Source organism: Methylobacterium sp. CM6247 (assembly GCF_054817925.1).
On record NZ_JBTXKX010000003.1, the window covers coordinates 2,014,062 to 2,029,050 of the forward strand.

Annotated in this window: 15 protein-coding genes and 1 pseudogene; 9 read left to right on the plus strand and 7 right to left on the minus strand. The window is 67.5% G+C overall.

Annotated elements, in window-relative coordinates:
• Positions 1–70 precede the first annotated feature (70 nt).
• The 7 genes and pseudogenes from ACYQOP_RS10280 to ACYQOP_RS10310 form a co-directional block, all read right to left on the minus strand.
• Positions 71–1,743, minus strand: a pseudogene (locus ACYQOP_RS10280) (methyl-accepting chemotaxis protein).
• A 372-nt stretch (positions 1,744–2,115) separates the two neighbouring features.
• Positions 2,116–2,940: a 3-methyl-2-oxobutanoate hydroxymethyltransferase gene (panB, locus tag ACYQOP_RS10285; RefSeq protein ID WP_461222321.1), complete on the minus strand. Its 825-nt coding sequence runs from the start codon at positions 2,938–2,940 to the stop codon at positions 2,116–2,118.
• A gap of 341 nt (positions 2,941–3,281) precedes the next feature.
• Positions 3,282–4,001, minus strand: coding sequence for a cytochrome c biogenesis CcdA family protein (locus tag ACYQOP_RS10290; RefSeq protein ID WP_419951365.1), 720 nt, complete (start codon positions 3,999–4,001; stop codon positions 3,282–3,284).
• Positions 4,002–4,085: 84 nt separating this feature from the next.
• Positions 4,086–4,466 (minus strand): thioredoxin family protein, encoded by a 381-nt coding sequence (locus ACYQOP_RS10295; RefSeq protein WP_461222322.1) that lies wholly within the window; start codon positions 4,464–4,466, stop codon positions 4,086–4,088.
• A 103-nt stretch (positions 4,467–4,569) separates the two neighbouring features.
• Positions 4,570–5,175 (minus strand): rhodanese-like domain-containing protein, encoded by a 606-nt coding sequence (locus tag ACYQOP_RS10300; RefSeq protein ID WP_461222323.1) that lies wholly within the window; start codon positions 5,173–5,175, stop codon positions 4,570–4,572.
• Between the two features lie 8 nt (positions 5,176–5,183).
• Entirely contained in the window at positions 5,184–6,029 is an 846-nt protein-coding gene (locus ACYQOP_RS10305) for a quinoprotein dehydrogenase-associated SoxYZ-like carrier (protein WP_461222324.1), read from the minus strand.
• A gap of 35 nt (positions 6,030–6,064) precedes the next feature.
• Positions 6,065–7,012, minus strand: coding sequence for a quinoprotein relay system zinc metallohydrolase 2 (locus tag ACYQOP_RS10310; RefSeq protein WP_461222325.1), 948 nt, complete (start codon positions 7,010–7,012; stop codon positions 6,065–6,067).
• A gap of 189 nt (positions 7,013–7,201) precedes the next feature.
• Here ACYQOP_RS10310 and ACYQOP_RS10315 point away from each other — a divergent pair, with 189 nt between their 5' ends.
• The 9 genes from ACYQOP_RS10315 to murB all read left to right on the plus strand — a co-directional run bounded on the left by ACYQOP_RS10315 (position 7,202) and on the right by murB (position 14,880).
• Positions 7,202–7,777, plus strand: coding sequence for a TetR/AcrR family transcriptional regulator (locus ACYQOP_RS10315; RefSeq protein ID WP_461222326.1), 576 nt, complete (start codon positions 7,202–7,204; stop codon positions 7,775–7,777).
• A gap of 90 nt (positions 7,778–7,867) precedes the next feature.
• Entirely contained in the window at positions 7,868–8,854 is a 987-nt protein-coding gene (locus tag ACYQOP_RS10320) for a CobW family GTP-binding protein (protein ID WP_056434552.1), read from the plus strand.
• 75 nt (positions 8,855–8,929) lie between these two features.
• The gene (locus ACYQOP_RS10325; protein WP_461222327.1) at positions 8,930–9,166 is read left to right on the plus strand and encodes a hypothetical protein; all 237 of its coding nucleotides are present in this window, start codon (positions 8,930–8,932) and stop codon (positions 9,164–9,166) included.
• 89 nt (positions 9,167–9,255) lie between these two features.
• Positions 9,256–9,483, plus strand: a complete 228-nt coding sequence (locus ACYQOP_RS10330) for a hypothetical protein (protein ID WP_207413432.1) — start codon at positions 9,256–9,258, stop codon at positions 9,481–9,483.
• Between the two features lie 186 nt (positions 9,484–9,669).
• Positions 9,670–10,836 (plus strand): FtsW/RodA/SpoVE family cell cycle protein, encoded by a 1,167-nt coding sequence (locus tag ACYQOP_RS10335; RefSeq protein ID WP_461222328.1) that lies wholly within the window; start codon positions 9,670–9,672, stop codon positions 10,834–10,836.
• Positions 10,833–11,942 (plus strand): undecaprenyldiphospho-muramoylpentapeptide beta-N-acetylglucosaminyltransferase, encoded by a 1,110-nt coding sequence (gene murG, locus ACYQOP_RS10340; protein ID WP_461222329.1) that lies wholly within the window; start codon positions 10,833–10,835, stop codon positions 11,940–11,942. Before ACYQOP_RS10335 ends, murG begins: the two co-directional genes overlap by 4 nt.
• 55 nt (positions 11,943–11,997) lie before the next feature.
• Positions 11,998–13,404: a UDP-N-acetylmuramate--L-alanine ligase gene (murC, locus tag ACYQOP_RS10345; RefSeq protein ID WP_056434542.1), complete on the plus strand. Its 1,407-nt coding sequence runs from the start codon at positions 11,998–12,000 to the stop codon at positions 13,402–13,404.
• Between the two features lie 7 nt (positions 13,405–13,411).
• Positions 13,412–13,948 (plus strand): endonuclease domain-containing protein, encoded by a 537-nt coding sequence (locus tag ACYQOP_RS10350; protein WP_419951371.1) that lies wholly within the window; start codon positions 13,412–13,414, stop codon positions 13,946–13,948.
• Positions 13,945–14,880 carry a UDP-N-acetylmuramate dehydrogenase gene (gene murB / locus ACYQOP_RS10355; protein WP_461222330.1) on the plus strand — a complete coding sequence of 312 codons (936 nt, stop codon included), beginning with the start codon at positions 13,945–13,947 and terminating at the stop codon, positions 14,878–14,880. The genes ACYQOP_RS10350 and murB overlap by 4 nt, the downstream gene beginning before the upstream one ends.
• Positions 14,881–14,989: the final 109 nt, after the last annotated feature.

The window sequence follows — 14,989 nt, forward strand, 5'->3', positions numbered from 1 at the left end:
GCGCCCGGCCTTCCTCCGAAGCGCCGCTCTCGGGGGGATGGGCGACGGTCCGCGTCCGATTTCCGTCGGGTCAGGCGGCGCGGATGGTCGAGAGGAAGCGAGAGACCTCCGCGCCGAGATGCTCGGACTGGCGCGACAGTTCAGAGGCGGCGGACAGGACCTGTCCGGCTGCCATCCCGGTTTCCTCCGAGGCCTGCGCCACACCGGCGATATTGCCGGTCACCTCGTTGGTGCCTGCCGATGCCTGGGCGACGTTGCGGACGATCTCCTGCGTCGCCGCGCCCTGCTGCTCCACCGCGGCGGCGATCGAGGCCGCCATGTCGTCGATCTCGCGGATCCGCCCGGTGATGCCGCCGATCGCCATCACGGCCTGTGCGGTGACGGCCTGCACCTCGCCGATCTGGCGGCCGATCTCTTCGGTCGCCTTGGCGGTCTGGGCGGCGAGGGCCTTCACCTCGCTCGCCACCACCGCGAAGCCCCGCCCCGCCACGCCGGCGCGCGCCGCCTCGATCGTGGCATTGAGCGCCAGCAGGTTGGTCTGGCTGGCGATGGTCGAGATCATGCCCACCATGTCGCCGATCCGGGCCGACGTGGTTTGCAGGGCCTGGACCAGATGCACGGTCTGGTCGGCCTCGCCCACGGCCGATTGAGCGAGCATGGCCGAACCGGACACCTGGCGACCGATCTCCTGCACCGACGAGCCCAATTCCTCGGCGGCTGCCGCGACCGTGTTGACGTTGGTGGCAGCCTCCTCGGCGGCGGCCGCGACGGTGGAGGACTGAGCCGCCGTCTCGTGGGCGCTGGCAGTCATCTGCTGGGCAGTGGCCTGGAGTCCGGTGGCCGATGAGGACACTGTCCCGACGATACCGCCGACGGCACGCTCGAACCCGTCCGCCAGCTCGATCATCGTGCGCTTGCGCTCGGCCGCCGCAGCCTCGTCGGCCCGACGCTTGATCTCGAATTCCTCGGCGGCCTTGCGGGCGACCATGGCCTTGATGCCCTCGACGGCCTTGCCGACGGCGCCGATCTCGTCACCGCGGGCGGCTTCCTTGATCTCCGCATCGATCTCACCCCGGGCCATGCGCTGGAGAACGCCGACGAGGTTGCCGAGCGGGCGGGTGACCTGCGCGATGATCGTGTAGACGCCGTAGGCAACGGTGAGCGCGGCGAGACCGAGCGCGGCCAGCAGGGTGAGCCGCGTCCAACCGGACGTCGCCTCGGAGCGCCTGTACTCCGCCTCCGCCTCACGCACCTGCAGCGTGGCCAGTTTCGTCAGCATCGGGTTGGTGGCCTGCAAGCCTTTCAGCAAGTCCGCATGCGTCGTCTCGAATTCCGAACCGTCCCGGCAGCGATGCGCTTGAGGATCTCGGCCATGACGACGCCGTTCCCGTCGATCCGCCCATGCAGGTCCTTGGCGAGGGTGTCCTCTTCCGGTGTCAGGTAGGTCGCCAGATAGGCCGACCATTGCGTGGTGATGTTCGAAAGGTCGCGCTCGATCTTCTCCCTGGCCTGGGCCGGTTCGATCTGCCGGCCGCGCAATGCACGCGAGACGTTGGTCAGGTCGTCATAGGAATCCCGGATGACGATGAATTGCCGGAGGGGGATGACACGATCATCGAAGGTGGTTTTGAGACTTTGGCTGCTCCAATGCAGTGCAAGGTTAGCAATGCCTGATGTTGCGAGGAGAAGTAGGCCGATACAAGCCAGAAGTGCTACAAGCCTCAGCTTGATCGTCGTCTTCATCAGTAATGCTTTCAAACTATGCAGATGAGGTGTCGAGGATCCATAAATCGGTCCACGTCCCATCATTCAAGACGCTTAATCTTTATGCAAAGTGCTTATAATCTTCTAAGAACTACCGTTCAGGCGACGAACAATTAGTCTTCTGCGTCAATTTGGCGTCACGGAAAAACAGCGTCGGCACAGCCTGACGCCGTCTCCTTTCGAGCATGCGACAGCGGGGATCGAAGAGGACCGTCACGATACCGATCGAGGACCTGAACGACGCCTTTCGGGCGCCGCTCAAGCCGCGGTGGTCAACGGGTTCGGCGCGACATCGGCCCCGCTCGCGGAGGCTCGGCAACGGGCGAGCCCCAGGCGGCGCACCGGTCTCGCTCAGATGGGCTGGTAGGTATGCTCGTCCGCAGGGAAACGGCCGGCGCGGACTTCTTCCGCATAGGCTTCCACCGCGCCCTCGATCTGCCCGCGCAACGAGCCGAAGCGCTTCACGAATTTCGGCACCCGGTCGCTCAAGCCGAGCATGTCTTCGAGGACGAGGATCTGGCCGTCGCAGGCGGTGGAGGCGCCGATGCCGATGGTCACCGTGGTGATGGAGGGGTTCGTGGCGATGGCGCGGGCCACCGGCTCGACGATGCCTTCGAGCACGATGGCGAAGGCCCCCGCATCGCTGATCGCCTGGGCGTCCTGCATCAGCTTGCGCTCGCCCTCCTCGCCGCGTCCCTGCACGCGGAACCCGCCCATCGTGTTCACGGATTGCGGGGTGAGGCCGATATGGCCCATCACCGGAATGCCCCGCTCCACGAGAAAAGCGACGGTCTCGGCAAAACGCGCGCCGCCTTCCATCTTGATCGCGCCGGCGCCGGTCTCCTTCAGCACGCGAGCGGCGCTCATGAAGGCCTGCTGAAGGCTCGCCTCGTAGGAGCCGAACGGCATGTCCACGACGATGAGGGCCCTGGAGGTGCCGCGGATCACGGCCTGCGCCTGGACGATCATCATCTCCAGGGTCACCGGCAGGGTCGTCTCCATCCCGTGCATGACCATGCCGAGGGAATCGCCCACCAGGATGAAGTCGCAATGAGGATCGAGGATGCTGGCGGTATGGGCGTGGTAGGCCGTCAGCGCGATGATCTTGGCGCCTTCGGCCTTGCGCTTGGCGAGGTCCACGGCACGGATGCGGCGTGACTGAACGACTTGCGACATCGATCTCAACCCGGTTTCGCCGGCGGCGCGAAGGCCGGAGGCATGTCGGGGATGTCTATACGCTCGGAATGCTGAAATCACCCGTCGTGATGACGGTCTTCGACGCTTGTAGGGTATAGAACTGGAGCGGCTGACCGATATCCTGCTGACGATATGGCGATGGCGTCGCCTGTCGTCGCAACCCTTGTCGGGCGTTTCCTCCCTAGACGTCGGGCCGTCTTCGGTGCCTTTATTCTGCCACAACCGGAGCCTTGTCAACGGGCTACTTCGCTTCATAAGCCCCTGACGTTGCTGATTTCGTCGGCTTTCTTCGCCGCTCAGCCCAGTATCGCTTGGTATACCTAAAAACGGGTGGTCAGAGCTGTCAGCCAGTCCGGCGAGGCCGAGACGAGAGCCGTCTCGAGACGCTTGTCGAGCCCGGTCAGAATCGCTGATCCGGTAAGGACGAGAACGATTCCGAGCGCCGCTTTGAGGCCCGCGCCGGCCCGCATCATCCGCGACCGCCACGCCATCAGCACCCGGCGCGACAGCAGGCCGAGGCCGAGCAGGGGCAGGGCGGCGCCGAGGCCGAAGACCAGCATGGTGAGGGCAACCTGCGCCAGATCCTTCCCCTGCGCGGCGAGGAGAGACGCGGCGCCCAGGGTCGGCCCCACGCAAGGGCTCCACACCGCGCCGAGCAGAAGGCCGACGGTGAACTGGCCCGCGAGGCCGGTGGTCGCGATCCCGCCGAAGCGTCGCTCCAGCCGGTCGCTCAGGGGCCCGCCCGCGGCGGCGAGACGGACCTGCAAGGCGGGCACGATGAGGACGATTCCGACGAGAACGAGCAGGAGCGCCGCCACCGGGCGGAGCACGTCGCCGTCGATGCCGAGGCTGAACCCAACGGTCGCCACGAACAGGCCTAGCGCCACGAAGGACAGAGCGAGCCCGGCCGCCAGGGCCGCCGGCCCCAAACGATGCTCGGAGGCCGCAGCCCCCAAAACGATGGGAAGTAGCGGCAGCACGCAGGGAGAGAGAATCGTGAGCAGGCCGGCGAGGAAGGCAAGGCCCAGGGACGTATTCATGTGAGGGACGTATTCATGGAAGGGACGTATGCATGGAAGGGACGTGTGCATGACAGGGATGCCCGCTGGATTCCCGGCGCCGCTCTAAAGGGCCTTCTCCACCAGGGACTCGATCCATTCGCCCTGAGTCTCGCCCACGGAGCGGCCGACCTCCTCGCGTCCCTTGAAGACGATGAGCGTGCTCTGCATGCGCGCATCGAACCGGCGCATCAGTGCCTTCTGCGTGTCGAAGTCGATCTCGTAGATCGCCAGATCCTTGAAACGCGGCTGTTCGGAGAGAGCCTTCAGGAGCGGCCGCTGCGCCTTGCAGATCGGGCACCAGGGGGCGGTCACCTCCACGACGATCGGCCGGCCGGCACCTTGAGCGGCTGCGAAGGCCGCCTCGTCGAACGGTTCGGCGGCGAGGGTCTCGCCGGCGATGGCGAGAAGGGCCGTCGTGAGGAGGAGGGCGCGACGGCTGATCATCGGGAATGTCTCGACAGTGAGGTGTGCGCAGCTTGGAACCGGCCGCGTCACCGAGGCCGGCTCCTCACGCCCGTCTTTATCTCTGTGCCTCGCCGGCGGGCGTCTATCTCTGCGCCTCGCCGGCGGGCTTGGCGGCCCAGGCGGCATCGACCTTCAGGATCGTGGTGTCGTGCCTGTCCTGCCAGCCCTCGACCCCGTCGGCGAACCAGTAGACGCGGGTATAGCCGTTCTGGAGCAGGCGCTTGCCGGCATTCCAGCTGCCCCAGCATTCGGGATGGCAGAAGGTGACCACCGGCTTCGTCTTGTCGCCGCCGGTGAGGTCGGCGACGCGGGCGAGGAACTGCGCCTCCCGCGCCGGGGCCATCGGCGCCGCGCCCGCGCCCGGCATCCAGACGCTGCCGGGAATCGAGCGGTGGGCGGGCAGCCAGGGCCGGTCGGTGGGAAAGCCCACCGGCTTCTGGTCGGCCATGGCCACGTCGATCATCACCGGTTTCTCGGCGGCGACCAGCTTGTCGAGGGCGTCGATATCGACCACCGTCGCCCCCGTCAGGGTCTTGGGGGTGTAGGCCTTCGGCGGCCCGGTCCAGAAGCCTTCGGGCTCCGGCACGTTCACGGGTGAATCGGCGGGGCTCGCCGCCCAGGCCGGGGCGCCCGACAGGATGGCGAGGGCGATGGCTGCGACTCCGATCGATCGAATCATGCGCGGCATCCTCATCGTCAGTTGCTCGGGGTCGGCGTGTTGAAGCTGTGTTCCCAGCGGCTCTGCTGGTTGTCCGTGGCCACCACCTTGATCGGGCCCTTGGCGTCGGGCGCGAGGGCGAAATTGATCACCGGGTTCGACGCGATGGAGATGTCGCCGTTCATGGAGAAGACGAGCTTCCCGTTGGAGGAGACGTCGAGTTTGTTGATGTAGCGGGCCGGCGTGTAATCGCGGGTGATCTGGTTCATCTGCATCCCGCTGAAATTCGGGTGACGGACCATCAGCGTCGCCTCCGTGGGCTTGCCCTGGCCGCCCTCGGCGAACTTCATCTTCATGTCGCCGGCCCCCTTCAGGGCCTCCTCGTCGCTCATCCCCATGGGGGCGGAACAGCCGCCCGAGGCTTTGACGAACTTCACGGCCTCGTAGAGCTTGCCGTCCTTGGTTTCGGCCACGGCGTGGACGTTGGTGTAGTTGTTGATCCGCACCCGGAGCTTCACCTCGCTCGGGTCGGCGGCGGGGCCGAAGGTGATGTGGGCGGCATAGGGCGACGGGTTGTCGTCGATGATGAGATGAACGGCGGCGATCCTGTCCTTCTCCGGCATCATCAGGGTGATCGGCACCAGGGAGGCGTCGAGGGCGCGCGGCGGGGCATCGACCTTGATGGGCGCATCGGTCGGCTCGATCGCGCGGTCGCCGAAGATGGATTTGGCAATGTCCCGCCAGCGCTCCAGCCGCTCCGCATCGGTGTCGCTGGAGCCGGCGGCGAGGGCGGAGCCGCCCATCAGCATGGCGGCGGACAGGCACAGGGCGGCGGTGAAGGACCGTTTGGTCGCGGAGATCGGTGTCGGCGCGTAGGTGGTCATGGCGTCTCTCCTCGTCGTGATGATGTGGCGCTGGCTCATTCCCACTCAAGCTCCTTGTAGGCCTGAGTGACGTTGCGGCCGTTATACGTGTCGAACAGGACCCATTTCTCGCGCTCCGACTGGCCGATACTGTCGATCGCCTTGTCGATGGGCTGATCGGCGGCGATGGCCTTGCGGGTTTCGTCGCGGAGCACCGTGAGGTAGCGCGTCAGGTCGGCGAAGGCGGGCGCGGCATCGACCAGGGTCGGGCCATGGCCGGGCACGGCCTTCGTCGCACCCAGTCCGGTCAGTGTCTCGACCTCCTTCAGCCAGCCGAGCAGGCTGCCGTCGAGGGACGGGACCCGGGTGACGAACAGGAGATCGGCCGGGAACAGGATGCCCGTCCGGGTATCGACCATGGAGAGGTCGCAATTGGTATGGGCGGTGCCGTGGGCGGTGAAGCGCAGGCTCCGTCCGCCGAGGTCGATCTCGGCCGTGTCGGCCACCTCCATCGTCGGGTACACCGCCGATCCGGCCTTGTCGGCCCCGAGGATTTCCACGAGGCGCGTCCTGTAGAAGTCGCCCCGCGAATCGAGGGCGGACCGCAGGGCGTGGTGGCCGATGAAGACCGGCTTGTCCTGCGCGAAGGCCTGCGCGCCGAAGCAATGGTCGGGATGGACATGGGTCAGCACCACGTGGCTGACCGGCTTCGACGTGCGTTTCCCGATTTCGGCGCGGAGCCATTCCCCATCGGCGAGGCTGCCGCCGGATTCGGTCACGAGCACGGATGTCTCGCCGACGACGAAGCCGATATTGGCGATGGCGTCGCCGTTCTCGGGCGTCGCCTCGGCATCGAGGCCGCGCCGCATGAAGATGCCCGGCCCGACTTCGTCCATCGTGAAGGATTCCGCCGCCCGGCCGAGGCTCGGCAGGCAGCACAGGCACAGCCCGCCGAACAGAGCGGCGCGGCGCGTGGCCAAGCTCCGCAGAGGCTGCGGGTTCATGGCATATCCTGCGAGGATCGCCCGGCGAAGCGACCTTTCATGAATTATCCTCCCGTTTTTATAGCTACCATCTAGTAGGTAGATTTTTGCTGCCGTCAACGGCATAAGTGCTGACGCGCGGAGTTGCGCATCACGCCTTCGTGCCTCCCTCCCCGGTTTCGCGAAGCCCCCGACCATGATCGACCGACCATGAGAGACACCAGAGCGGAGCTGCTGGCCCAGGCCGAGATCCTGGTACGGGGCCGGGGCTATTCCGGTTTCAGCTACGGCGACCTCGCCGAGGCGGTGAGCATCCGCAAGGCGAGCATCCATCACCATTTCCGCACGAAGACCGACCTCGCCCTCGCATTGGTGGAGGCCTACGACGCCCGCTACGACGCGGCGCTCGCCGCCATCGTCGCGGCCCAGCCGGACGCGATCGCGCGGATCGAGGCCTATGGCCGGCACTATCTCACCGGGGTCGAGGATGGGCTCGGCTGTCTCTGCGCCGTGCTCGCCATCGAGAGGGACACGCTGCCGGACGCGCTGCGCGCCGAGCTCGCCCGGTTCTTCGACAAGCACATCGCCTGGCTGGAGCAGGTTCTGGCCGAGGGGTGTGCCGACGGGAGCCTGCGCCCCGGTCTCGATCCGGCCGCCACGGCCCGGATGGTGGTGGCGACCCTGGAGGGCGCGCTCATGCTGGAGCGGCTGCTCGCCGGATCGGCCGGCTTCCGCCTCACCCTGGCGGCGTTGTGCGAGAGTCTCAGGCCAGCCCGGACAGGGTGAGGAAACGCCCTTTCATTGCAGGGCGATGATACAATATAACAGGCGCCACACAGCCGACGCGGCCGATTACGCGAACCTGAAGAGCCTTGCATGTCCGACAGCCCGACACCCGCCTCCTCGAAGATCCCCGTGACCGTGCTCACCGGCTATCTCGGAGCTGGCAAGACCACGCTGCTCAACCGCATCCTCACCGAGAACCACGGCAAGCGCTACGCCGTCATCGTCAACGAATTCGGCGAGATCGGCATCGACAACGACCTCGTCATCGGCGCCGACGAGGAAGTGTTCGAGATGAACAACGGCTGCGTCTGCTGCACCGTGCGCGGCGACCTCATCCGCATCATGGACGGGTTGGTGAAGCGGCGCGGCAAGTTCGACGCGATCATCGTGGAGACCACCGGCCTCGCCGACCCGGCACCCGTGGCCCAGACCTTCTTCATCGACGAGGATGTCGGCGCCGCCGCCCGCCTCGACGCGGTGGTGACGGTGGCCGACGCCAAGTGGCTGGCCGACCGCCTCAAGGACGCGCCGGAGGCCAAGAACCAGATCGCCTTCGCAGACGTGATCCTGCTCAACAAGGCGGACCTCGTGGAGCCCGCCGATCTCGACCGCGTCGAGGGCCTGATCCGCTCGATCAACCCCTATGCCAAGGTCCACCGCACCAGCCGCTGCGACGTCGCCCTCGATCAGGTGCTCGACCGCAACGCCTTCGACCTCTCGCGCATCCTCGATATCGAGCCGGACTTCCTCGAAGAGGGCCACCACCATCACCATGACGACGAGATGCAGTCGGTCTCGGCCAGGATCGACGGCCCGGTGGACCCGGAGAAGTTCATGCCCTGGATCTCGACCCTGACCCAGGTCCAGGGACCGGACATCCTGCGCTGCAAGGGCATCGTGGCCTTCCCGAACGAGCCCCAGCGCTTCGTCTTCCAGGGCGTCCACCAGATCCTCGACGGCGACCTCCAGGGGCCGTGGAAAGAGGACGAGGCCCGCGTCTCCCGCGTCGTCTTCATCGGCCGCAAGCTCGACCCCGAGGCGATCCGCGAAGGATTTTACGACTGCAAAGCGGCCTGACGGGCTTTGTCCGGAATCGAACCGCTCGGAGGCAGGCGCATTGTCCGCCTGTCTTCCTTTCGTCCGGATGTCCCGATGATTCTGCGGCTCGCCTTCGCGTCCCTCCTCGTGCTGACGGTGGCGGCGCCCCTCGGGAGTGTCGCGCTCTCCACGCCGGCGCAAGCGAAATACTCGATGGATCGCGAGAAGCGCTTCGGCGGCCTCTGCAAGCCGCCGCTGAAATTCGCGGCCGGGGCCTGCGTCAAGCGCTGCCCCGCCGGATATCGCGATACCGGCCGGGGCTATTGCCGTTTCAAGAACATGAACCGCTGAGATCCCGCCGTCATATCGATGAAGCGGCCTTGACCGAATCGGCGAGGTCGCGGCGGGATACGCTCACGTCTCGTCCATCGGAAACCGCCATGATCTCGCGTCTCGCCCTTCGCGCCGCCCTGTTGCTCGCCGCTTCCCTCACTCTCGGTGGAGAGGCGATGGCGGGTCCGGCACAGGATTACGAGTTCCGGCCGCGGAGCGTCCGCAATGCTTGCCGCCCGCCGCTGAAATTCGCGGCCGGCGCCTGCGTCCGCCGCTGCCCCGCCGGCTACCGCGACAACGGCCCCACCTGCGGGTTCAAGTCGATGAGGCGGTAAGCGCGGCGCACCCCCGCGTCCCGCCACGACCCAGGTTCGGCGACGCATGGCTGTCGTTCAGTCGAGCGTCGTGAAAGACTTGGTTTACCATTCCGGCACAGGATCGAATCCGAGCCGGCTTGATGCTGCCGGCGGCTGTCGGCTGCTCTTTCCGGGCGCCGTAAGGCTCACGGAGAGCGACGCCTCATGATGTCCCGCGCGGAACGCACGCCCCTGACCGACTGGTGGTGGACCGTCGATCGCGGCCTGCTTGCCGGCCTCACCGCCCTGATGGTGGCCGGCCTCGTCTTCCTCATGGGCGGTGGGCCGCCGGTGGCCGAGAAGATCGGCCTGCCGACCTTCCACTTCCTCAACCGCCAGGCGATGTACCTCGCCCCGACGATCCTCATCATCGTCGTGGTGTCGTTCCTGTCGCTGCGCCATATCCGCCGCGTGGCCCTGGCCACCTGGATCGTCGGCGTCACCCTCTGCATCCTCGCCGGCAAGTTCGGACCGGAGATCAAGGGCGCGCATCGCTGGATCCAGTTCGGCCCGTTCGGCCTGCAGCCCTCCGAATTCGTGAAGCCGGCCTTCGTGGTCGTCGCCGCCTGGGCCTTCTCCGAAGGCGCGCAGCGCCGCGACATGCCCGGCGGCCTGCTGGCGATCCTGCTCCTGCCCGTCACCATCGTGCCGCTGATCCTGCAGCCGGATTTCGGCCAGACCATGCTGATCACCATCGTCTGGTGCTCGCTGTTCTTCGTAGCCGGCCTGCACTGGTTCTGGGTCGCGGGCCTGGGTGTCGCCGGCCTCGTCGGCGTCGGCTTCGCCTACCAGTTCCTGCATCACGTGCGCGAGCGCATCACCCGCTTCCTCGACAAGGATTCCGGCGACAGCTTCCAGGAATACTGGGCGCGGGAATCGTTCAATTCCGGCGGCTGGTTCGGCACCGGCCCGGGGGAGGGCGTGGCCAAGCGCCACCTGCCCGACGCCCATACCGACTTCATCTTCTCCGTCACCGGCGAGGAATTCGGCGTCATCGTCTGCCTCGGCCTCGTCTGCCTCTTCGCCTATATCGTGATGCGGGGGCTGAAGCTGGCGCGACGCACCGACGACACCTTCTCGCGCCTGGCCATCACCGGTCTCACCACCCTGTTCGGCCTGCAGGCCTGCATCAACATGGCGGTGAACGTGCGGCTGATGCCGGCCAAGGGCATGACCCTGCCCTTCGTCTCCTATGGCGGGTCGTCGCTGATCTCGCTGGCGTTGGGCATGGGCTTCCTCGTGGCGCTCACCCGCAAGCGGCCGCGCATGTCGACCCTGAGCCAGAAGCCCCCGGGCACCGCGCCCGCCACCGTCGCCGGAGTGATGCGGTGACCGTGATGACGCCGACGATCCTGCTCTGTGCCGGCGGCACGGGCGGCCATCTCTTCCCCGCCGAGAGCCTCGCCCATGCCCTGCGTGCGCGGGGCGTCCGAGTGGTGCTCGCCACCGACGCCCGTGTCGATTCCATCGCGGGTGAGTTTCCGGCCTCCGAGATTGTCACCATCGCCTCGGCGACGCCGTCCGGCCGCTCCATCGTGAAGCGGGCGGGGGCGCTCCTCACCCTCGGGCGCGGCTTCGGCGTGGCCGCGCGCGAGATCCGGCGGATCAACCCGGCCGCCATCGTGGGCTTTGGCGGCTATCCGACCGTGCCGCCGGTTCTCGCCGGGCAGATCCTGCGTGTTCCGACCATCCTGCACGAGCAGAACGCGGTGATGGGGCGCGCCAACGCCTTCCTCGCGCGGGGTGCGCGCGCCATCGCCACCGGCTTCGCGGAGGTGCGTGGCATCCCCCTGAAGGCCAATGCCCCGCGCACCCATACCGGCAACCCGCTCCGTCCCGCCGTGCTCGCCGCCGCGCGGACGCCCTACCCGCCCGTGGGCGAGGCGGATGAGCGCCATCTCCTCGTCTTCGGCGGCAGCCAGGGCGCGGCGGTGATGGGGCAGGTGGTGCCGAAAGCCATCGCGCAACTGCCCGCCGACCTTCGCGCGCGGCTGATGCTGGTGCAGCAGGTGCGGGCCGAAGACCTCACCGAGGTCCAGAACCTCTACCTCTCCCTCGGCCTCGCCGGTCTCGAGACGGCGCCGTTCTTCAAGGACCTGCCGGCCCGCATGGCCCGCAGCCATCTGGTCGTCGGACGCTCCGGCGCGTCCACTGTATCGGAACTCGCCGCGATGGGGCGGCCGTCGATCCTGGTGCCGTTGCCCGGCGCCCTCGACCAGGACCAGGCCGCCAATGCCGCGACGCTCAGCCGGATCGGCGCGGCGCTCGCCATCCAGCAGAGCGCCTTCACGCCGGATCGCCTCACGGCCGAGCTCCTCGACCTGTTCACCGATCCGGCAAAATTGACCGCGGCGGCCGCAGCCGCCAAAAGCGCGGGCATCCACGACGCCGCCGAGCGGCTGGCCGATGTCGTCCTCGAGACGGCGGTCCGCACCTGATTCCGAGCCGGGGCGCCCTCACGCGCTCCGCGACACGACGAGACTGAGTCACACCATGAAGCTGCCCGACAAGCTCGGCCCCATCCATTTCATCGGCATCGGCGGCATCGGCATGTCCGGCATCGCCGAGGTCATGTCGAATCTCGGCTACACGGTGCAGGGGTCGGACGCCAACGACAACGCCAATGTGCGGCGGCTGGCCGAGAAGGGCATGAAGACCTTCATCGGCCATGCCGCGCAGAACGTGGAGGAGGCCGCCCTCGTGGTGGTCTCCACCGCGATCCGGCGTGACAATCCCGAGCTCATCGCCGCCCGCGAGCGCCGCCTGCCGGTGGTGCGCCGCGCCGAGATGCTGGCCGAGCTGATGCGCTTCAAATCCTGCGTCGCCATCGCGGGCACGCATGGCAAGACCACCACGACCTCCCTTGTCGCCACCCTGCTCGATGCCGGCAACCTCGACCCCACCGTCATCAATGGCGGCATCATCAACGCCTACGGCACCAATGCCCGCATGGGCGAGGGCGAGTGGATGGTGGTGGAGGCCGATGAATCCGACGGCACCTTCCTGAAGCTTCCCGCCGACGTCGCCATCGTCACCAATATCGACCCCGAGCATCTCGACCATTTCGGCTCGTTCGAGGCGGTCAAGGACGCGTTCCGGCGCTTCATCGACAATATCCCGTTCTACGGCTTCGCCGTCATGTGCATCGACCATCCGGTGGTGCAGGATCTCGTCGGGCATATCGAGGATCGCCGCATCATCACCTACGGCGAGAACCCCCAGGCCGATGTCCGCCTCATCGACGTGGACCTGCGCGGCGGCCAGAGCCGTTTCCGCGTCATGATCCGCGACCGGCGCCCCGGCTTCCGCATGGAGATGGAAGATCTGGTCCTCCCCATGCCGGGCAAGCACAATGCGCTCAACGCCACCGCGGCCCTCGCCGTCGCGCACGAGCTCGGCGTCGAGCCGGAGGCGATCCGCAAGGCACTGGCCGGGTTCGGCGGCGTCAAGCGCCGCTTCACCAAGACCGGCGAGTGGAACGGCGCGCTGATCTTCGACGATTACGGACACCATCCGGTGGAGATCAAGGCCGTGCTCAAGGCCGCCCGCGCCTCCACCGAGGGCAACGTCGTCGCCATCGTCCAGCCGCACCGCTACACCCGGCTCGCCTCGCTGTTCGACGATTTCTGTACCTGTTTCAACGATGCCGACACGGTCATCGTCGCCCCCGTCTACGCGGCCGGCGAAGCCCCGATCGAGGGCATGGACCGCGACGGCCTCGTCTCGGGCCTGAAGTCGCGCGGCCACCGCGACGCCCTCGCCTTGGAGCGCACCGAAGACCTCGCCGGCCTCGTGGCCACCCGCGCCAAGCCCGGCGATTACGTCGTGTGCCTCGGCGCCGGCAACATCACGCAATGGGCCTACGCCCTGCCGGGCGAATTGGCGGCGTTGCAGGGGTGAGGATGGGATGCGTGCCGGCGATCCGAGACGAACTGGATTTCGCCGGCATCTGAGACGGGAGCAGACCGATGCGGAGCGCCGTCTCTGGCATCACCTTCGCGATCGACGCCTCGCAGGCTTCAAGTTCACGCGCCAGGAGAGCATCGGCCCCTACATCGCCGATCTTGCCTGTCGCGAAGCGAGGCTCATCGTCGAGGCCGATGGCGGCCAGCATGCGGATAGTCTGCCGGATCGCGTTAGGGATGCGTGGTTGTCTGCGAGGGGCTATCGCGTCCTGCGCTTTTGGAATGCTGAGATCATGAACAACATCGCTGGCGTCATGGACACGATCCGAGCCGCTTTGCCCCCCTCTCCCCGCTTGCGGGGAGAGGGTCGCGACGACCTCGTCGTCGGCGCGACGAGCCCGCAGGGCGAGGGTGAGGGGGCGATTCCCGGAGAGTCACTTCCGGTGGCGCCCCCTCACCTTCGCTCCGCTCGCCTCGTCCCCGACAAGGGGGACGAAGCCCTCTCCCCGCAAGCGGGGAGAGGGGAGGTGCTCCCATGACCGCCTTTCCCGACATCACCCCCGCCATCCGCGCCGCAGCGCCCGCCCTGCGTGGTCGGCTCTTGGCGAATCCGTCGCTCGCCGACCTCACCTGGTTCCGCGTCGGCGGCCCGGCACAGGTTCTGTTCACGCCGGCCGATGAGGAGGACCTCGCGCACCTCCTGGGCGCCCTCGACCCGGAAACTCCGGTCACCGTGATCGGCCTCGGCTCGAACCTGATCGTCCGCGACGGTGGCATTCCCGGCGTCACGATCCGGCTCGGCGGCAAGGCCTTCGGGTCCGTGGAGATCGACGGCGAGACCCTGCGGGCCGGGACCGCGGTGCCGGACATGCGCCTCGCCAAGGCGGCGGCGGAGGCGTCCCTCGATGGGTTGGCCTTCTTCCGGGGCATTCCCGGCTCCATCGGCGGCGCGCTGCGCATGAATGCCGGCGCGCATGGCGGGGAGACGACCGACGTGCTGGTGGAGGCGCGCGGCATCGACCGCACGGGCAAGCTGCGGTGCTTCACCCATGCGGAAATGGGCTTCACCTACCGTCACAGCGCCTCGCCCGAGGACGTGATCTTCACGAGTGCGCTGTTCCGGGGCCGTCCCGGCGACCGCCACGCCATCGAGGCCGAGATGGACCGCGTCACCGCCGCGCGCGAGGCGGCCCAGCCGATTCGCGAGCGCACCGGCGGCTCGACCTTCAAGAACCCGCCGGGCGGCAAGGCGTGGCAGCTCGTCGATGCCGCCGGCTGCCGGGGGCTCACCATGGGTGGGGCCCAGGTCTCGGAGATGCACTGCAACTTCCTGATCAACCGCGACGGCGCCACCGCCGCCGATATCGAGGGGCTCGGCGAGGAGGTCCGCCGCCGGGTGCGCGAGCATTCGGGCGTCGAACTGCATTGGGAGATCAAGCGAATCGGTGTCCCGGCCTCGACACCCGGCTAGAGGCGGCCCGAATCGCACGACGATTCTCGGCACAACGATTCTCGGAACCACGAGACCGTCTGCCGAGCAAAACCAAGGGCGAGCGCGTCACGGCCATGGCCAACGACGC